Source organism: Alienimonas californiensis (genome assembly GCF_007743815.1).
Lineage (GTDB): Bacteria > Planctomycetota > Planctomycetia > Planctomycetales > Planctomycetaceae > Alienimonas > Alienimonas californiensis.
The window spans coordinates 242,646-262,250 of record NZ_CP036265.1; the positions used below are offsets into that span (position 1 = coordinate 242,646).

Consider the following 19,605-nt stretch of genomic DNA (forward strand, 5'->3'; position numbering starts at 1 on the left):
CATGCTCCCCCCGACCGATCGCCGCCCGGACGTCGCCGACGTCGCCTCCGACACCGAAACGGCCTCCGACATTCTGACCGCCGAGACCGTCGATACGGTTTCCGAGTGCGCGACGGTCGACGCCGCTCCGAGCGCGCCCCCCGCCCCCTGCCCGCCGCCGCGGTGGCCGGCGAAGCGGGACGTGTTCGGCGTGGGGATCTCGCCGACGACCTACGCCGAGGCCGCCGAGTGCGTCGTGCGGGCGGGGGCGCGGCGGGAGTCGGCGGTGGTGGGGGCGTTCGCCGTGCACGCGGTCGTCACTGCCAGCGGCGACCCGCAACTCCGGGCCGCGGTGAATCGGTTCGAGATGATCACGCCGGACGGCCAGCCGGTGCGGTGGGCGCTGAACCTGCTGCACGCCTGCGGACTGAAGGAGCGGGTGTACGGCCCGACGCTGACGCTGGAGATCTGCCGCCTCGCCGCGGAGCGGGGCGTGCCGGTCTTCCTCTACGGCGGGGCGGAGCACGTCACGCCGCGGCTGGCCGCCCGCCTGCGGAAGATGTTCCCCGCGTTGAAAATCGCCGGGGCCATGTCCCCGCCGTTCCGCTCGCTGGGCGCCCCGGAGCAGGCCGAGGACGACCGTCGGGCCGTCGAGGCGATCGAGGCCAGCGGCGCCGGGATCGTGCTGATCGGGCTGGGCTGTCCAAAGCAGGACTTCCTCGCCGCCCGGCTGCGGGACCGCCTCCACGCCGTACAGGTGTGCGTGGGGGCCGCGTTCGACTTTCACGCGGGCGTCAAACCCGTCGCCCCACGGTGGATGCAGAATCGCGGGCTGGAATGGTTCTATCGATTGGCTTCGGAACCGCAACGCCTCTGGAAGCGGTACCTGGTGACGAATTCGCAGTACCTCGGGAAGCTCGGCTTAGCGTTGTCGAACCTGCCCCGGACGCGGCGGCAACGCCGCGCCGGCCGCCGCGCCGCCGCCAAGGCCTCCTTTTGAGACATCGCGCCGTCGAACCCCGAGCCGCTGACGCGGGCCGGACGCCCGCGGCGGGCGTCGACCTTCCTCCCGTCGCCTTCCCCCGGTCCGTCCTACTTTCGTCCTCGTTCCTTCCGCCTCCCTCGACCTTCGTCCTGATGAACAATTCCACCATTCTCGTCGCCGGCGCCGGCGGTTTTATCGGCGGCCACCTCGTCGCCGACCTGCTCCGCCGCGGGTATGAAAACGTTCGGGCGGTGGACGTGAAGCCGATGGACCGTTGGTATCAGGTCTTCCCGGAGGCGGAGAACGTCGTCGCCGACCTGAAGGAACTGTCCGCCTGCCGGGCGGCCTGCGAGGGCGCCTCGGAGGTGTATAACCTCGCCGCGGATATGGGCGGGATGGGTTTTATCGAGAACAACAAGGCCTTGTGCATGCTGTCGGTGTTGATCAACACCCACCTGCTGGAGGCCTCCCGGGAGGCGGGCGTGGATCGGTTCTTCTTCGCCAGCAGCGCCTGCGTCTACGCCGCGGACAAGCAGGTGAACGCCGACGTGATTCCCCTGAAAGAATCCGACGCCTACCCCGCGATGCCCGAGGACGGCTACGGCTGGGAGAAGCTGTTCAGCGAGCGGATGTGCCGGCACTTCCGCGAGGACTTCGGCCTGACCACCCGCGTAGCCCGGTTCCACAACGTCTACGGCCCCGAAGGCACCTGGGACGGCGGCCGCGAGAAGGCCCCCGCCGCAGTCTCCCGCAAAATCGCCGTCGCCAAGCACACCGGCGAGCCGGAAATCGAAGTCTGGGGCGACGGCACGCAGACCCGCAGCTTCATGTACATCGACGACTGCGTCGCCGGAATCGACAAGATCATGCACTCGGACATCGAAGAGCCGATCAACCTCGGTTCCGATGAATTAATCACGATCGACGGCCTCGTCGATCTGGTGGCCGATCTGGCAGACGTCGAAGTCACGAAGAAGCACCTGCTGGACAAGCCCCGCGGCGTGAACGGCCGGAACAGCGACAACACGATGATCCTGGACCGCCTCGGCTGGGAGCCGATGACCTCCCTGCGGTCCGGCATGTCGAAGACCTACGAGTGGGTCGAAGCCCAGTACCTCGCCCAGTCCGGGCAGGCCGCCGACCCGACACCGGCGACCGTTCCGTTTAAGGCCCAGCCGGAACTGGTGTAGCCCTGCCGGCGTCGCCCCGCCGTCCGTCTCGTCTCCCCCGGCCCCCGCCGCATGTCCTCCGCCGCGCCGCCCGTCAGCATCGGCCTGCCCGTGTACAACGCGGAGCGGTATCTGATGGGCTGCCTCGAGTCGCTGCTCGGCCAGACCTACGGGGACTTCGAGCTGTTCATCGCCGACAACGCCTCCGGCGACGCGACGGAAGAGCTCTGCCGCGAGGCCGCCCGGCGGGACGGACGGATTCGGTACGAGCGTCGGGAGAAGAACCACGGCGCCGTCGGGAACTTCAATTACGCCTGCGAACGGGCCCGCGGCCGCTATTTTAAGTGGGCCGCCTACGACGACCGCTGCGCCCCGACGTTTCTGGAGCGCTGCGTCGAACGGCTGGAGGAGGACGCCGGCGTGGCGTGGTGCCACCCGCTCACCCGGCATATCGGGCCGGACGGCGAGGTCGTGCCCCCGGAGGTCGACCCGGCCCTGCCGCCGGGGGCGGACAGCCACAGTCTGCTGAACCCGCCCGGCCTGCGGTACGACCGCGCCGCGGAGCGTCCGTGGCAGCGTTTCCGGGCGGTCACGCTCGGGACGACCTGGTGCTCCGACGCCTTCGGCCTGTTCCGCACCGACGCCCTCCGGCGCACGCGGCTGTATCTGCCCTGCTTCGGCGCCGAAAAGCTGCTGATGGCCGAAGTCGCCCTGCTGGGCCGCTTCGCCGAGCCGCAGGAGGTCCTGTTCGATCAACGGGTGCACCCCGGGGCGGCCAGCAATCTGAGGAACCGGTCCGCGGAGGCGGCGTTCGCGACGGGGGGCGTCGCCCGGCGGTTCTCGACGGCCCGGCTCACGCTGCTGCGGGGTTACCTCTCGGCGATCCGGCGGGCGGACCTGCCCGCCGCCGACCGCGCCCGCTGTCTGGCGACCCTGGCCCTGTACGTCGGGCAGGTCGGCAAGTGGCGCCGCGTGCTGCACCACACGCTCTCCGGCCGCGGACTGGGCGACGACACCTGGAAACGGATTGCGGCCGCCAAGAGCGTCGCCGCGGCGTCGCCCGGCCCCCGTTGACCCCGCCGCTTCCGCGCCCGGCTCGTCTGATCCGGGCCCGGCGTCCTCCGCTCCGCTTCGCTTCGTCCCGTTCGTTCTCCGCTCCAAGACGCACCGTCCCATGCCCGACCGCCCGGCCCCGCCGCTCGCCGACGTCCCCGCCCCCTTCGGCGGGGCGTTCGCCGGGCGTTCCGTGTTTGTGACCGGGCACACCGGGTTCAAGGGGAGTTGGCTCTGCCTGTGGCTGGAACGGCTGGGGGCGCAGGTGACCGGCTACGCCCTCGATCCGCCGACCGACCCGGCCCACCTGATCGTCTCCGGCGCCGCGGAGCGGCTGGTCGCCGATCACCGGGCGGACGTCCGCGACCGCAAACGCTTGGCCGCGGCGATCGACGAGGCCGACCCGGACCTCATCCTGCACCTCGCCGCCCAGACCGTCGTGCGGACCGGCTACGAGGAGCCGTTCGAGACGTTCGACGTCAACGTGATGGGCACCGCCGCGGTGCTGGACGTCGTTCGAGTCCGGTCAGCCCGGGGGGAAAAGCCGGTCTCGGTCGTCTGCGTGACCAGCGATAAATGCTACGAGAACGTGGAGCAGGTCTGGGGCTACCGCGAGACCGACGCGATGGGCGATCACGACCCCTACGGCGGCAGCAAGGGGGCGGCGGAGCTGGCGATTCGCTCCTACCGGCATTCGTTCTTCCCCTCGCACAAGCTGGCGGAGCACCGCGTGCGGCTGGCGAGCGCGCGGGCCGGCAACGTGATCGGCGGGGGCGACTGGACCCGCGACGCGCTGGTGGTGGACGTGATCGCGGCATTGAACGCCGGGGACCCCGTGCCGCTCCGCAGCCCCGGCGCCTATCGGCCGTGGCAGCACGTCTTGCAGGCGCTGGACGGCTACCTGACGCTCGCCGCCGGCCTGCTGACGGCGCCGGCGGATCGGGTCGAACCGCTCCTGAGCGGGTTCAACGTCGGTCCGCTGCCGGGACACGCCCTGTCGGTGCGGGAGGTGGTCGAGATCCTGTTCGAAGAATGGGGCGCCGGCGAGTGGACCGACGAGAGCGGCGGGAATCACCCCCGCGAAGCCGGCCTGCTGCATCTCGCGATCGATAAAGCGATGAGCGTGCTCGGCTGGAAGCCGGTCTGGGACGTGCGGGAGGCCCTGCGGCAGACGGCGCACTGGTACAAGGAGTACCGCGACGAGCCCGCCGCCGCCCGCCGCATCGGCGAGGGGCAGATCGCCCAGTACGAAGCCGCCATGCGCATGCGGCGGGACGTGACCCGGGAATTCTGACCCCCAACGCCCCTCTTCGCAGCCGATTCGACCCGACCGTTCGCTAATGGCCGACCGCGATTTGCGGAATCGTCCGCCCCAACGGACGCCTCCCCCTAACCGGGCGGCTCCGGAGGTACGGTAAAGTCTCCGCCGCCGCGCTCGCGAGTCCGTTCCGCCAGCCAGCCCGCCCGCCCCCTTGATCGCCCCGCCCCAGATTCGCACCGAGATCTCCCCTGTTTCGCCCGCGGCCCGGGCGCTGCAGCGGCGGGCCCACGACCTGATCCCCGGCGGGTGTCACACCTACGCCAAGGGGGACGATCAATTCCCGGAGAACGCCCCGCCGTTCTTCGTCCGCGGCGAAGGCTGCCACGTTTGGGACTTGGACGGGAACCGCTATATCGAATACGGCATGGGCTGCCGGGCCGTCGGCCTGGGCCACGCCTATGCGCCGGTGCTGGACGCGGTGCGGGACGCCCTGTCGCTGGGCACGAACTTCACCCGGCCGCACGTGATCGAAGTCGAGGCCGCCGAGGCCTTCCTTGAGATCGTGCCGGGGGCGGAGATGGTCAAGTTCTGCAAGAACGGCTCCGACGCCACCACCGCCGCGATCAAGCTGGCCCGGGCGGCGACCGGCCGGGACCTCGTCGCGTTGTGCGGCGATCATCCGTTCTTCTCGGTGGACGACTGGTTCATCGGCACCACGCCGATCGACGCCGGCATCCCGCAGAGCGTCAAGGCCCAGTCGCTCACCTTCCGCTATAACGACCTGGCCAGCCTGCGGGCGTTGTTCGACGCCCATCCCGGCGAGATCGCCGCGGTAATTCTCGAACCGGCCAAATACGACGCCCCCGGGGACGGCTTCCTGCATAAAGCCCAGGCCCTCTGTCGGGAGCGGGGAGCGGTTTATATCCTCGACGAGATGATCGCCGGCTTCCGCTATCACAACGGCGGCGGGCAGACGCTCTACGGAATCGAGCCGGACCTGTCCACGTTCGGCAAGGCGATGGCCAACGGCTTTTCCCTTTCAGCGCTGGCCGGCAAGCGGGAGCTGATGGAACTCGGCGGGCTGCGGCACGACACGGAGCGGGTCTTCCTGCTCTCCACCACCCACGGCGCCGAAACGCACGCCCTGGCCGCGTTCCTCGCCGTGGCGAAGATCTATCAGGACGAGCCGGTCTGCGAAACGATGGCCGACCGCGGCGACCTGCTGCGGGCCGGGATCGAGGCCGCCGCGAAGCAGCGGGGGCTCATCGAGTTCGTGCCGATATTTGGCCCCGGCTGCAACCTCGTGTTCGGCGCCTGCGGACCGGACGGACAGTCGGACCAAGCCTATCGGAGCCTGTTAATTCAGGAATTGACCAAACGCGGCGTGTTCGGCCCGTCGTTGGTCATCAGCTATTCGCACTCCGAACGCGACGTGGAGGACACCGTCGCCGCCTTCGAGGGGGCGCTGGACGTCTACGCCCGAGCGCTGGAGGACGGGGTCGAGCGCCACCTCGTCGGCCAGCCCTCGCGGGTCGTGTATCGCAAATTCAATTAGCCCCGGTCCGCTGGCCGCCCCCCCGTCCAATCCGCCGACCTTTCGCCCCGCCCCGGACGCGGGTCAGCGGGCGCTGCGCCTGGCGGAGGAACTGTTCGGCATCTATCGGGCGAAGACGGGCGAGGGCGTGCGGCGGTCGCTCGCCCTGCTGGCAGACGAATTATCGGGGGAAGGAGGCGAATGGACGGTGCACGAAGTGCCCACCGGCACGCCGATCCTCGATTGGGAGGCGCCGCCGGAGTGGAATGTCCGCGACGCCTGGATCGCCGACCCGGCCGACCCCGCCGCCGGCCGGATTGTCGATTTTCGGCGCTGCAATCTGCACGTCCTCAGCGGGTCCGCCCCGGTCGATCGCCGCGTGCCGTGGTCGGAGCTGAAGGAGCATCTCGATACGGCGCCGGACCGCCCGGCCGACGTCCCGTTCCGCACCTGCGAACCGGGGGCGCGGTGGGGGTTCTGCGTCTCGCAGGAGCAATACGACGCCCTCGCCGCCCGCGGGGAGCGGGACTATGCGGTGCGAATCGACGCGACCGTCGCCCCCGGCTCCCTCACCTATGCCGAGTGGTTCCTCCCGGCCGACGCCCCCAAATGGCCGGGGAACGAACCGGCGGAAGTCCTGATTTCCACGCACGTCTGCCACCCGGCGCTGGCGCACGACGGCGTCAGCGGGATGGCCGTCGCCGCGGAGTTGGCCCGGACGCTCGCCGCCCGGCCCGGGCGGCGGTTCGGGTATCGCCTGTTATTCGTCCCGGCGACGGTCGGGGCGATCGCCTGGCTGGCCGCGAACCGGGACCGGCTGCTCGGGGACGGGGCGGACCGCATTGCCGCCGGGCTGACGTTGGCCTGCTGCGGGGACGACGGCCCGTTCACGCTGCGGCGCTCCCGCCGCGGGGACGCAATCATCGACCGGGCCGCGGCGGTCGTGTTGAACCACCGGGACGAGCCGTCCGAACTGCGGGACTTCGCCCCCTTCGGCTACGACCAGCGGCAGTATTGCTCGCCGGGGTTCAACCTGCCGATCGCCGGGCTGACCCGCACGCCGGACGGGGAGTACCCGCAATATCACACCTCCGCGGACGACCTGTCGCTGCTGTCGGCGGCGGGATTGGGGGGGACTGTTGGGGTCTGCGCCGCAATTTTCGACGTGCTGGAGGCCAATCGGACCTACGTTAATCGTAAGCCGTACGGAGAACCGCGGCTCGGCCCCAGCGGTCTGTACGCCGCGTTCGGGTCCGATCCCGCCTCCGCCGCGGCCCAGCGGGCCGTGCAGTGGGTGTTGAACCTCAGCGACGGCCGGCATTCGCTGCTGGACGTCGCGGAACGCTCCGGCCTGCCCTTCCCCGCCGTCGCCCGGGCCGCCGCCGCCCTGAGCGCCCACAATTTTCTGACCGAACCCGCGGCGGGCGACCGTCGCCCCCGTCCCGCCCGCTTCGCCCTCCCCGCGACTTCATGTCCACGATGACCCTGCCCGCCCCCGCGTCTTCGCCCGCCGCCGACGCGTCGGTCTCCGTCGATCGTCCCTGCCGGTTCTGCGCCGCCCCGGTGCGGCAACTCGTGGTGGACCTCGGCATGTCGCCGCTGTGCGAGAACTTCCTCACCCGGGACGAATTGAACCGGATGGAGCCGTTCTATCCGCTGTCGGCGTGGGTCTGCGAAAAATGCCTGCTCGTGCAGGTCGAGGAGTTCGTCAGCGGGCGGGAGATCTTCGGCGGGGAGTACGCCTACTTCAGTTCGTTCAGCGATTCCTGGCTGCAGTTCTCCCGGGAGTACGCCGACCGCATGATCGACCGGCTGAATCTCGGTTCCGACAGCTTCGTGCTGGAACTGGCCAGCAACGACGGCTACCTGCTGAAGAACTTCGTCGAGCGGGGCGTTCCCTGCCTCGGAATCGAACCGGCGGCGAACTGCGCCGCGGCGGCAGAGAAGATCGGCGTGCCCAGCCGGGTCGAATACTTCGGCGTGGAGGTCGCGGAGAGACTCGCCGCGGAGGGGATCTCCGCGGACCTGCTGATCGCCAATAACTGCGCCGCCCACGTGCCGGACCTGAACGACTTCATCGGCGGGATGAAGCGGGTCCTGAAGCCCGGCGGGACGATCACCGTCGAGGTCGCCCACTGGCTGAACATGTTCGAGCAGACGCAGTTCGACCAGATTTATCAGGAGCATTACTGCTACTTCTCCCTCCTGACCCTGCGGGAGGTGTTCGCCGCCCACGGCATGACGCTGTACGACGTGGACGAGATCCCCACCCACGGCGGGTCGCTGCGGGTCTACGCCCGCCACGAAGACGCGGATTATCAGGGCGAACCGCTGCCCGTGACCGCCGCCGTCGAGGCGCTGTGCGACCGGGAGCGGTCCATCGGCCTGGCGGAGATGCGCACCTACGAGGACTACGGCCGCCGTGTGGAGCGAGTGAAGCGGGACCTGCTGGACTTTCTGATCACGGCGAAGCGCAACGGGAAAACCGTCGTCGGCTACGGGGCGCCCGGCAAGGGCAACACGCTGCTGAACTACTGCGGCATCCGCGAGGACTTCCTCGACTACGTCGTCGACCGCAACCCGTACAAGCACGGCAAGTTCCTGCCCGGCACGCACATCCCGGTTCACCCGACCGAGCGTATCGCCGAGACGAAACCGGACTACGTTCTGATCCTGCCGTGGAACCTGCGGCCCGAAATCAGCGCCCAGTTGGAGTACGTTCGGGAGTGGGGGGCCAAACTGGTCGTCCCGATTCCGGAGTTGGACGTCTTCTGAACGTCGCCCGCTCCGCCCCCTTCCCGCCGCCGTTCCCCTCCCACAATAATTATTAGCGCCATGAAGGTCGTTCTGTTCTGCGGCGGATTCGGGATGCGGCTGCGGGAGTATTCGGAGTCGGTCCCCAAGCCGCTGGTCGAGATCGGCGATCGGCCGATCCTGTGGCACATCATGAAGTACTACGCCCACTTCGGGCACACGGACTTCATCCTCTGCCTGGGGTGGCGGGCGCGGGCGTTCAAGCGGTACTTCCTGGAGTACGACGAGTGCGTCTCCAACGACTTCACGCTGTCGTTCGGCCCGGAACGCCGCGGACTGGCCGACCGCCGCGGCGGGGACGCGCCCGTCGAAGGCCGGGCGGACGCCGCCGGCGCCGAGAGCGGCCGGCGACATAGCCGGCGGGTGCAACTCGCCGCCCGGGACCTGCACGACTGGAATATCACGTTCGTCGACACCGGCACGACCTCCTCCATCGGCGAGCGCCTGCGGGCCGTGCGGCCCCATCTGGAGGGCGAGGAAACCTTCCTGGCCAACTACGCCGACGGCCTGTCCGACGTGAACTTGGACTCCCTGATCAGCTTCCACAAGCGTCAGCGGGCCGCCGTCACCTTTATGACGGTCAAGCCGTCGCAGACGTTCCACACGGTCGATATGGCCGAGGACGGCCGCGTGCGGGAATTAAAAGCCGTCACCGACACGGAGACCTGGATCAACGCCGGGTTTTTCGTGCTGAACCATGAGGTGTTCGACGTGCTGGGGCCGGGCGAGGATCTGGTGGCCGAGCCGATCGACCGGCTGGCGAAGGCCGGCAAGGTGTCGGCGTTGAAACACGACGGCTTTTTCGGGTGCATGGACACCTTCAAGGAAAAGCAGATGCTCGACGACCTGTACGCCGGCGGCCAGGCGCCGTGGGAACTGTGGCGCCAGAGCCCCGCGGCGACCGAGGCCGACGGGCCCAGCCTGTTCCCGGCCGCCGCCTGACCCCTGCCGCGATCGCATGTTTCACCCGTCCCTCACCGGCCTGCGCGAGGTGTTGTGCCTCGGCGCCCATTCGGACGACATCGAAATCGGCTGCGGCGGCACGCTGTTGCGATTGATCGCCACGAACCCCGGCCTGCGGATCACCTGGGTCGTGTTCAGCGGGGCGGACGATGAAGTCCGCCGAGAAGAGGCGCTTCGCGGAGCCGAATTGTTTTGCGCCGGGGCGCCCGAACCGACGGTGCACGTCGAGGGGTTCCGCGACGGCTATTTTCCGTTCAATAGTCAGTTGAAAGACCGCTTCCGGGCGCTGGCGGGGGCGGTCAATCCGGACCTGATCTTCACCCATCGCCGGGACGACGCCCATCAGGACCACCGGGCGCTGGCGGACCTGACGTGGCAGCACTTCCGGAACCATCTGACGCTGGAATACGAGATCCCGAAGTACGAGGGGGACCTTGGCCAGCCGAACCTGTTCGTCCCGCTGGACCGGACGACGGCGGAGCGGAAGGTCGAACTGCTGAACGAAATCTTCGCCTCGCAGCGGACCCGGGCGTGGTTCACGCCGGACACGTTCCGGGCGACGCTGCGGCTCCGCGGGATCGAGGCGAACGCCGACGGCGGCTTCGCGGAAGGCTTTCACGTGCGGAAGATCGTGCTGTGACGCAGGCGGCCGACGCCCCGCCCGACGCGACTGCCGACGCCCCGCCCAACACCGTCGGCCCGTTTCGCGGCGTGCGATCGTTGGTCGAGCGGGCGCTGTCCGATCCGGCGTTGGCGATCGCGGATCAGGCGGCGGTTTCGGGCACGCGGTTCGTCACCACCGTGACGGTCGGCCGCTTCGCGGGGGCGGAGGAACTGGGCGTCTACGCCCTGGCGACCGCCGGCCTGATCCTCGCCGGCTGCGTGCAGGAATCGATCGTCACCAAACCCTACACCGTGCTGCGGACCGGCCGCGGCGACCGGCGGTACGCCGGCAGCGCGCTGGCCTTTCACCTCCTCTTCGGACTCGGGCTGGCGGGGGCCCTGCTGATCGCGGCGGCGGTGTGCGGGGCGGCGGGGGCCCCGGGGGCGGGGCTCGTGCTGGCCTGCCTGGCGGGCGTGGCGCCGCTGACGCTGTTGTGGGAATTCGCCCGGCGGATGAGCTTCGCCCACCTGCGATTCCGCAGCGCGCTGGCGGTGGACGGCGGGCTCGGGGCGCTGCAACTGTCCGGGCTGGCGGCGCTGGCGCTGGCGGGGTCGCTGAACGCCCTCACGGCGTTGGCGGTCGTCGGCGCCGCGGCGGCGCTGGCGGGCGGAACCTGGCTGGCGCTGCGGCGGAGGCAGTTCGCGCCGCGGCGGACGCGGCTGCGGTCGGACTGGGGCCGCAACTGGCGCTTCGGCCGGTGGGTTCTCGCGGGGCAGCTTTGCGGCACCTCGGCGAACGGCGCCCCGCAGTGGATCCTCGCGGCGACCGCGGGCGTCGCCGCCGCCGGTCTGTACGCCGGCGCCCAGAACGTCGTGCTGCTGTGCAACCCGCTGATCCTGGCGATGGCCAGCCTGCTGGTGCCGCAAACCGCGGAGGCCCGGCGCTCCGGCGGGACGGCGGCGGTGCGGCGGGTCGTCCTGCGGGCGGCGGCGCTGCTGGCGGCGGTCGCCGGGCTGTTCTGGCTCGGGCTGCTGCTCTTCGGCGGGACGCTGCTCCGACAGATCTACGGAGCGGAGTTCGCCGGCGCCGGGTCGGCGATTCGCGTGCTCGGGCTGGCTCCGCTCGCCTGGTCGTTCATCGTCGCCTTCGAGGCCGGCCTGTCGGCGATCGATCGGCCGGACCTCAGCTTTCGCGCCATTCTGGTCGGCCTGATCGTGACCGCCGCCGGCGCCGCCGCACTCTCCGGACCGTTCGGCCCGGCGGGCGCCGCGGCGGGGCTGGCGCTGGGCGCCGCCGTGTCGGCGGCCGTGCTCGCATTCGACTTTCTCCGCCTGACGTCGATCGCGGCCGCGGTGCCGCCGGAGTCCGTGTGACCGGCGCCGGGTCCGTCTCCGCCGAGCGGTTCGCGGCGGGGGCGAGGAAGCAGGCGAGCCCGGCCGCCCCGCGGGGCGCAGTGCTCACCGCCGGCCGGATTCGGCCGCGGCGTCGTTGTCCGGATCGGCCTCGGGATCGTCGGCCGGCGGGGCGGCGAGGGGCTCGGGGGATTCGCCGCGGACGGCGGCGATCAGTAGATCGGAGGGGCCGGTCTTGTTGAGGAAGCATTCGGCGCCGGCGGCCCGCATCGCCTCGCCCACGGCCGCTTCGGAGTGCATCGACAGCCCGACCACCCGCACGCCGGGCACCTCGCGGACGATGCGAGCGGTCGCCTCGACCCCGCCGAGCTTCGGCAGGGAGACGTCCATCACGACCACGTCCGGCCGCAACTCCTTCGCCCGTTCGACCGCCTCCAGCCCGTCGCTGGCCTCGCCGACGATCTCCACCCCGCCCCGCACGTTCAGCAGCGACGCCAGCCCGCTGCGAATGACCGTATGGTCGTCGACCAGCAAGGCCCGGACGGCGTCAGTCTTCGCGGCGGCTTCGTGCTGCGGCTGGGCGTCGCGGGGGAGGTCGGCGGCGAGGCGGGCGGCGTCCACGCCGTCGTCGGCCCGATCGCGCGCCAGTCGCTCCAGTTCCTCGGCGGGCAGGGAGATCGAGATCGCGGCGCCGGCGCCCGGCGCGGACTGCACCGCCAGCGTGCCGCCGAGCAGTTCGACCCGCTCCCGAATGTTGGCCAGCCCGAACCCGCCGGCGAGGTGCGAAGGCGAGTCGCCCGCCAGCAGCCGCTCCGGTTCGCAGCCGCGACCCTCGTCGCGGACGGTCAGCGTCAGCCCGCCGCCGGGTCGGGCGAGGGCGAGGGCCGCGGACTGGCCGCCGGAGTGTTTCAGGGCGTTGAGCAGCAGTTCCCGGGCACTTTGGAACAGGAACGCCTCCACCTGCCGGGGCAGCGCGGCGACGGCCGCGAGGTCGTCGTCTTTGTCACGGTCGCCGCCGGCGTCACGGTCGTCGCGGCCGGGGACGGTCACCGCGACGGCGAACCGGTGCTGGTCCCGAAAGGTGCGGCCGAGCCATTGCAGCGCCTCGGCAAGGCCGCGGTCGTAGAGCACCGGCGGGCAGAGGTCGACCGCCAGCGTGCGGGAGGCCTCGATCGCCTCGTCCACCAAAGGGGCGAGCCGGCGGAGGGCTTCCCGCCCATCCGCCCCCCCCGCCTGGGCCAGCTCAGCCCACATCTTCGTGCCCACCAATAACTGCTGGAAATGATCGTGCAGGGTGTAGGCGATGCGGCGGCGCTCCTCCTGCTCGGCGGCGGTCAGTTTGGCGGCGAGGCGGCGGAGTTGGTCGGTCCGTTCGGCGACGCGGCGTTCGAGGTCCTCGGTCAGGGACCGCAGTTCCCGCTCCGCCCGTTTCAGATCGGTCACGTCGCGAATCGTGCCGACGTGCCGCACCGCCCGGCGGTTGGGCCCCGCGCCCTCGAACGTCACCTCCCCGTTGACGGCGACCCACCGCAGCTCCCCGTCCTGACGGACGATGCGGTGCTCCACGTCGATGCGGCCGTCCCCGGCGGCGTCGACCGCGGCGGCGATCGCGGCTTCCAGCAGCGGGTGATCGGCGGGCGGGACCATCGCCAGGTACGCCGCCGCATCCGGCCCCGGCCCCACGGCGGGGTCGAGCCCGAGGATGCGGAGGGCCTCGTCGGACCAGTTCATTCCCCCGGAGAAGGCGGCCACGAACCGCTCCGGCGCCTCGGCGGGCGTGCCGCCCTGCGGGAGAGCGTCCGCCTCGGGAGCCGAGGCGGGCGGGCGGTATTCCCAAGCCCCCATGCGGGCCGCGGTAACGGCCAGCCGCAGGCGGTTCTCGCTTTCGGCGACGGCCCGGGCGGACATCTCGGAGGCGGTGACGTCCTGGATGACGCCGACGATCCGGTTCTCCCGCGCGTCGCGGCGACCGTGCAGCACGACGTAGCGGTCCGGGCCGCCGTCGGCCGGTCGGATGCGATACGCCATGGGCTCCCACCGCTCGGCGCCGGAAGCGATCGCCGCCGCCATGTCCGCCTTCAGGGCCTCCCGGTCATCCGGGTGGACGCAGCCGTCGATCGCGGTGTGCAGGCCGTCCCGGTCGGACGGCAGCCCGTTGATCTCCGCGGTGCGGGCGTCCCAACTGACCTCCATCGTGTCGAGGTCAATCTCCCAGGTGCCCAGCTGGCCCGCGTCCAGGGCCAGGCGGAGGCGGCCCTCGCTCTGGGCGAGGCCGCGGGCGGCCTCCTCGGAGGCGGTCACGTCCTGCACGACGCCGACCACGCGGCCCTCCTCGCGGGGGCCGTCCGGGCACCCCTGGAACGCCACGTACTTCACGCGGCCGTCGGTCATCAGCAGCCGGAAGGTCATCCGCGGCCACTGCTCGGCGTCGGACGCGAGCGCCTCGGCGATCTCCGCCCGCACCCGCGTGCGGTCCTCCGGGTGCACGCAGGCGTCGACGACGGCGTCGAGATCGCCGGACCGGCCGGGCAACTCGTTCACCTCGGCGGAACGGTCGTCCCAACTAATGACGCCGGTCCGCCCGTCGATCTGCCAGGTGCCGAGATTCGCGGCGTGCAGGGCGAGCCGCCGCACCTCCGCGGCGCGGCGAAAGCGGGCCTCGGCGGTCCGCAGTTCCGCCCGATCGACGAGAACCCGGCCGTGATCCGTCTCGCCCGCGACGCCGTCCGTTCCCAGCGCGGTACGGCTTCCCCGCCGCACGCTCGCGCCCTCCGCTCCGGCGTCCGCAAACGTCGCGTCCGCGAACGCGGCGAGCGTCGCGAAACCCCCGCCCCCCACCGCGAACAACTCGGCGGCCGGGGGGTCGGACGGGGAACCGGCGGCGGACATGCGGGCGGGGCGAAGGCGGCGGATGCGGGCGCCCATGATAGCGGGGCCGTCCCGCCGCGGGGCGACCTCCCGATCCGGATTCCCGCCCGTCCGCCCCTGCGAGAAACGCCCCGGCGGGGGCTAACGCATCTTCTTCATCTCAAATTGCTCCCCGGCGAGGGCCCGTTTGGCGAAGGCGCCCCAGTAGGGCGTGGGGGTGTAGCTCCAGTCGGAGATCATCACCGGGCTCGCCTTGGGGTGCAGGCACCAGCCGGTCCAATTGAGGCGATGCTTCTGAATGAACCCGAGCATATCGGGCACCCAGGTGTATGGATCCTCCTGAACCTCGGCGGGGACGAAGCTCATCTTGGTCACGTCGGCACCGCATTCGCCGACGAAGATCGGGTACTTCTCCGCGACGGGCAGGACGCTCGCCCAGCCGGGGTGCCAGTTATAGGTGTGCCAGGCGTACATAATGCCGTGGCCGCCCTGGTCGTCGAGGGCGTAGCCCTTCACGATGCCGCTGAGGTCGTTCGAATAGAACATCCCGGAGGCGATAATCACGTTCTTGGCGCCGGTGGACCGCACGGCGTCGACGAGGCCCTGCATGCCGACCGAGCGGTAGGCGTTGTTGGCGAGTTTTTCCTCGTCGGTCAGGAAGGTCGCCTCGTCGACGCCCTCGGGCAGGCCGACCCAGCCGCCGTTGCGCCACACCTCCCAACTGATCCCGTGCGGCTCGTTGAAGACGTCGAACAGCACCGCCGGATGATCTTTATACTTCGCGGCGAAGTCCTTCCAGAAGGCGGCGTGCTCCGGCTTGGGCGCCCGGAAGCGGTGCAGGTCGATCGCGATATAGGCCCCGCGGTTGGCCGCGAGGGTGATGATCTGGTCGATAATCTCCCGATATTCCTCGCCGCCGTCCTTCTGGTAGGCGCTGTCGCCGTACCAGAACGACTCCTTCATCGGGACGCGGACGCAGTTCGCCTTCCAGTCGTCGATCGCCACGACCACCGATTTAATCATCTGCCGGTCGGCCGGCAGCGTTTCCAGGCCGCCGGCGTTCACGCCCTGCAGCCAGACCTCGTTGCCGTCCGCGTCGTGCAGGCGATTGCCGACCACGCGGAGTTCGCTGGGCCAGTTCTCGCGTTGCGGCTCCTCGGGGGGCACGAACCGGGCCTGCCGTTCCGCCTCCCGCTGCGCGGCGGCGATCCGCAGCGGCTCCGGGTCGGTCGGCCTTAAAACAAGGTCGTCCAGTTCGAACGTGCCCGCGTTCGCCTCGAACAGGCAGGGCATGAGGACCAGCGTGAGCGCCTCCTCCGGGACGAGGAAGCTCTTGCTCACTTCGACCCAGCCGTCGGTGTCTTTTTGCGTATAAGCGGGAGAGGGCGAGCCGCCGAGTTTCTTGCCGTCGACCCCGTGGTACTCCATCAGGATGCGGGCGTCGTGCCAGGGGGCCTCGCCCTTTTTCAAGCCGGTCACGCGCTGCCGCCACGACAGTTCCAGCGCCTTCACGTCGGCGGGGATATCGAAGGTGCGATAGACCATCACCATCGCCCCCGGCTCCGGCACGGTCAGGCGGAGAAAGCGGTTGCCGTCCTCCGCCGGCCAGCTCCCGCCGTCCTTCGGCACTCCCCAGTCTTTGGGCCGATCGCCGGTTTTCGCCTTGGGATCGGCCGTTTCAAAGTCGCCGTTGGAGATTAAATTGTCCTCCGCCGCCAGCCGCTCGGCGGCCTTGGCCCGGCGTTTGGCGGCGTCGGCCTGCAACTTGGCGTCGCGGACGGCGGTTTTCTGATCGAGCGCCTCCCGAAGCGGGCCGGGATCGACGGGCCGCAGGGCGAGGTCGTCCAGATCGAACGTGCCGGCCTGCACCTGGAACAGCGACGGCATGAACTTCAGCCCCCGGGCGCCGGCGGGCACGAGAAACTCGACCTCCCGCTCGACCCAGCCGTCGGTGTCCTTCCGCGAGGAGGGCGCCGGCGGGCCGGGGCTGACCTTTTTCCGCTCCGCGTCCATAAATTCCATCATGATGCGGGCGTCGAACCAGGACTGCCGGCCGACCTTCAACCCCTCGACCCGCTGCCGCCAGGAGAGCTTCAGCGCCTCGACCCCCTCCGGGATCGTCAGCTCCTGATAGAGCATCACCGTTTCGCCCGGCTTCGGGCTGGTCAGCCGCAGGAAGCGGTTGCCGTCCTCGACGGCCCAAGAACCGCCGGTCGGGGCGTCCGCCCAGCCGTCCGGCTTGCCGTCGCCGTTCTGGTCGACTTCGAAGTCGGGGTTGGGGGTGAGGGAGGCCGCGGGCGTTTGGGCGTCCTGAGCGAACGCCGTCGGCGTGAGGGCTCCCGCCGCCCCGAGCAGCACCAGACCGAGGGCGAACGCGGCGCCGCGCACCACGGCGCCGAACGGGCGAGCGACGGCAAATTGCGGGGGAGCGGGACGCGGCATCCAAGAGTCTCCGAGGATCGAATCAGGCCGATGGGTTCTTTGCGGGAAGTGTGATCGCTCCCCGCAGCGTTGTCGACCGGCCGCCGATACCCGGGCACGGTCTTCGGGGCACGGGCTTCGGGGCATGGCCCCGGGGGGAGGACGCTCGCCGGCCCGCTACCGCGGGCCGGGACGGGACGGCACGATCTGCTGATGTCGACGGTGCCCGCTCCCCCGCCTGTCTCCCGCACGCCCCGAGTCGTGCCCGGCGCGGCGCCGGACGCGACCACCAAAACGGCAGCGTGGGTCGCGTTCACGATCGCCGTCCTCTACTTCGCCCAGGAGGTGTTGCTCCCCTTCGCCCTGGCGGTCCTGTTGACGTTCCTGCTGGCGCCGCTGGTCTCGCGGTTGCGGCGGTGGGGCCTGGGCCGCGTGCCGGCGGTAATCCTCGTCACCGCCCTGACGGCGGCGATCGTCGTGTCGCTGGCGGCGGTGGTCGCCTGGCAGATCGCCGGCCTGGCGCAGGATCTCCCGAAGTACGAACGGAACCTCTCCGCCAAGATCGACTCCATGGAGGCCGGCACGGAGAACGGCACCGTCGCCCGGCTGCGGAAAATGTACGACCGGCTGTCGGCCCGGCTGGGCGCCGACGACGAGGTCCCTGCCGCCGGGGCCGACGACAAGCCGGTGCCGGTGGAAGTGGTGGAGGTCGACGCCGGCGAGAGCGCCACCGGGCCGCTGGAGTTCGCCCTCGGCTATCTCGGTTCGCTGCTGGCGCCGATCGGCGTGGCGGCGGTCGTGCTGGTGTTCGCCGTGTTCATGCTGATCGACCGCGAGGATCTGCGGGACCGCCTGTTCCGGCTCAGCGGCGTCGACCGCCTCGGCGCCACCACCCAGGTGTTGGAGGAAGCCGGCAAGCGGGTCAGCCGCTATCTCCTCATGCAACTGATCGTCAACGCCTCCTACGGCGCCGCGGTGGCCGTCGGGCTCCTGGTGATCGGCCTGCCCAACGCGATCCTCTGGGGGTTGTTGGCGACGACGCTACGCTACGTGCCGTACGTCGGTCCGTGGATCGCGGCGGCGTTCCCGATCACGCTGTCGGTGGTGGTTTCCAAGGGTTGGAGCGACCCGCTGCTGATCGTCGGGATGTTCGTCGTGCTGGAATTAATCAGCAACAACGTGATCGAGCCGTGGCTGTACGGCAGCGGCACGGGGGTCTCGACGATGGGCGTGCTGCTGGCGGCGGCGTTCTGGCTGTGGCTGTGGGGGCCGGTCGGGCTGATCCTGGCAATGCCGTTAACCGTCTGCCTGACGGTCGTCGGTCGGCACGTCCCGCAACTGGCCTTCCTGCAGGTTATTTTAGGCGACGAGCCGGTGCTGGACCCGGCGGCCCGGCTGTATCAGCGGTTCCTCTCGATGGACGCCGACGAGGTGGACGACCTCGTCGAGCACCTGTTCGACCCCGACGAACCCGCCGGCTGGGCCTCCGGCGAGGCGACCGGCGCTGCGGAGTCTCCGCCGGAGCGGACGACGATGGCGTTCTACGACGCGGTCCTGCTGCCGGCCCTGACGCTGGCGGAGCGCGACCGGCGCCGCGGTTCTCTGGACGAACGGCACGAGCGGTTCGCCCACGACGAGGCCCGTGCCCTCATTGCCGAACTCGCCGACCGCACCGCCGCCGAGGCCCCGAAAAACGGCGGTCCCGTCGGTGCGACGACGACCGCGGACGGTCCCCCGGCCGGGACGCCGCGGGCGCTGGTCGTGTCGGCCCGCGACGAGGCGGACGCGATCGCCGGCACGGCGCTCGTCCAGTTGCTGCGGGCCCGGGGCTGGGACGCCGAGGCGTTGACCGAGGAGACGTTGGTCAGCGAGGTCGCGGAGCGGACGGCGACCGGACCGCACGTGGTGGTCGTCAGTGCCCTGCCCCCCGGCGCCGGGGCGCACGCCCGGTCGTGGACCCGGCGTTTGCGGGCCGCGGCGCCGAAGCTGCCAATTATCGTGGGCCTCTGGGGCGGCGGCCCGGGGGCAGAGCGCCTCCGCAACCGTCTGAAGGACGCGGGCGCCGACCGCCTCAGCGTGACGCTCGCGGAGGCGGTCGCCCACGTCCGCGCCCTCGCCGCCGCCGCCGCCGCCACCCCGAGAACCCACGACGCCGCCCCGACCAGCCACGGCGACTGCCCCAATTCAAACCCCCGCCCCCCGGAATCACAATCCGGCTCCACGACCACGAAACGCTAGCATAGTAGACTCTGCGGCGCGGCCGTGAGACGTTTTCTACGCGATCTTCGCGCAAAAACGTCTCACGAAGTGTCTCACGCCCCGGGCCGGCCGCCCTCTCAATAAGCCATTTTTTCATCGCCCGCCCCAGCGAACAGGGAAGCCACCGAGGGGCTTCCCTCCTCAGTCCAACGCCTGCCGCTCGTCGCAGGAGTCGGACTGACGATTGCGGTTCCGCCGCCTGCCGGCGACGGAACAGCCCTTCTTCCCTGTCGAACAAACGGGACGTCGAACAACTCGGAAGGATTTGACCATAACTCATTGAGCGACGTCCGCGGGCCCGGTAAACCTGTCGCCGCCCCGTCGCCCCCGGCCGCCGTACAGG

At 70.6% G+C, this 19,605-nt stretch carries 13 protein-coding genes; 11 read left to right on the forward strand and 2 right to left on the reverse strand.

All coding sequences use genetic code 11. The features are described from left to right. Position 1: 1 nt before the first annotated feature. From CA12_RS01010 to CA12_RS01055, 10 genes are all read left to right on the forward strand, one after another. Positions 2-979, forward strand: coding sequence for a WecB/TagA/CpsF family glycosyltransferase (locus tag CA12_RS01010; RefSeq protein ID WP_145356752.1), 978 nt, complete (start codon positions 2-4; stop codon positions 977-979). A 137-nt stretch (positions 980-1,116) separates the two neighbouring features. Further along, positions 1,117-2,154, forward strand: coding sequence for an NAD-dependent epimerase/dehydratase family protein (locus CA12_RS01015; protein WP_145356754.1), 1,038 nt, complete (start codon positions 1,117-1,119; stop codon positions 2,152-2,154). A 51-nt stretch (positions 2,155-2,205) separates the two neighbouring features. After that, the gene (locus CA12_RS01020; RefSeq protein WP_145356756.1) at positions 2,206-3,207 is read left to right on the forward strand and encodes a glycosyltransferase family 2 protein; all 1,002 of its coding nucleotides are present in this window, start codon (positions 2,206-2,208) and stop codon (positions 3,205-3,207) included. Between the two features lie 100 nt (positions 3,208-3,307). Continuing rightward, the gene (rfbG, locus tag CA12_RS01025; protein ID WP_145356758.1) at positions 3,308-4,480 is read left to right on the forward strand and encodes a CDP-glucose 4,6-dehydratase; all 1,173 of its coding nucleotides are present in this window, start codon (positions 3,308-3,310) and stop codon (positions 4,478-4,480) included. A gap of 208 nt (positions 4,481-4,688) precedes the next feature. Further along, positions 4,689-6,002, forward strand: a complete 1,314-nt coding sequence (locus tag CA12_RS01030; protein ID WP_145361220.1) for a glutamate-1-semialdehyde 2,1-aminomutase — start codon at positions 4,689-4,691, stop codon at positions 6,000-6,002. A gap of 10 nt (positions 6,003-6,012) precedes the next feature. Beyond that, positions 6,013-7,464 carry a DUF4910 domain-containing protein gene (locus tag CA12_RS01035; protein ID WP_145356760.1) on the forward strand — a complete coding sequence of 484 codons (1,452 nt, stop codon included), beginning with the start codon at positions 6,013-6,015 and terminating at the stop codon, positions 7,462-7,464. Continuing rightward, the gene (locus tag CA12_RS01040) at positions 7,461-8,756 is read left to right on the forward strand and encodes a class I SAM-dependent methyltransferase (protein ID WP_145361222.1); all 1,296 of its coding nucleotides are present in this window, start codon (positions 7,461-7,463) and stop codon (positions 8,754-8,756) included. Before CA12_RS01035 ends, CA12_RS01040 begins: the two co-directional genes overlap by 4 nt. 60 nt (positions 8,757-8,816) lie before the next feature. After that, positions 8,817-9,737, forward strand: a complete 921-nt coding sequence (locus tag CA12_RS01045) for a sugar phosphate nucleotidyltransferase (protein ID WP_145356761.1) — start codon at positions 8,817-8,819, stop codon at positions 9,735-9,737. Positions 9,738-9,753: 16 nt separating this feature from the next. Further along, positions 9,754-10,398: a PIG-L deacetylase family protein gene (locus tag CA12_RS01050; RefSeq protein ID WP_145356763.1), complete on the forward strand. Its 645-nt coding sequence runs from the start codon at positions 9,754-9,756 to the stop codon at positions 10,396-10,398. Continuing rightward, complete coding sequence (locus CA12_RS01055; protein WP_165700474.1) at positions 10,395-11,735, forward strand: oligosaccharide flippase family protein; 1,341 nt, start codon at positions 10,395-10,397, stop codon at positions 11,733-11,735. The genes CA12_RS01050 and CA12_RS01055 overlap by 4 nt, the downstream gene beginning before the upstream one ends. Before the next feature lie 84 nt (positions 11,736-11,819). Here CA12_RS01055 and CA12_RS01060 read toward each other — a convergent pair whose 3' ends face one another. Together CA12_RS01060 and CA12_RS01065 are read right to left on the reverse strand one after the other, a co-directional pair. Next, positions 11,820-14,603, reverse strand: a complete 2,784-nt coding sequence (locus tag CA12_RS01060) for a PAS domain-containing protein (protein ID WP_145356767.1) — start codon at positions 14,601-14,603, stop codon at positions 11,820-11,822. A gap of 120 nt (positions 14,604-14,723) precedes the next feature. Further along, positions 14,724-17,024 carry a glycoside hydrolase family 5 protein gene (locus CA12_RS01065; protein WP_145356768.1) on the reverse strand — a complete coding sequence of 767 codons (2,301 nt, stop codon included), beginning with the start codon at positions 17,022-17,024 and terminating at the stop codon, positions 14,724-14,726. A gap of 192 nt (positions 17,025-17,216) precedes the next feature. Here CA12_RS01065 and CA12_RS01070 point away from each other — a divergent pair, with 192 nt between their 5' ends. Next, complete coding sequence (locus CA12_RS01070; protein ID WP_145356770.1) at positions 17,217-19,241, forward strand: AI-2E family transporter; 2,025 nt, start codon at positions 17,217-17,219, stop codon at positions 19,239-19,241. Positions 19,242-19,605 lie beyond the last annotated feature (364 nt).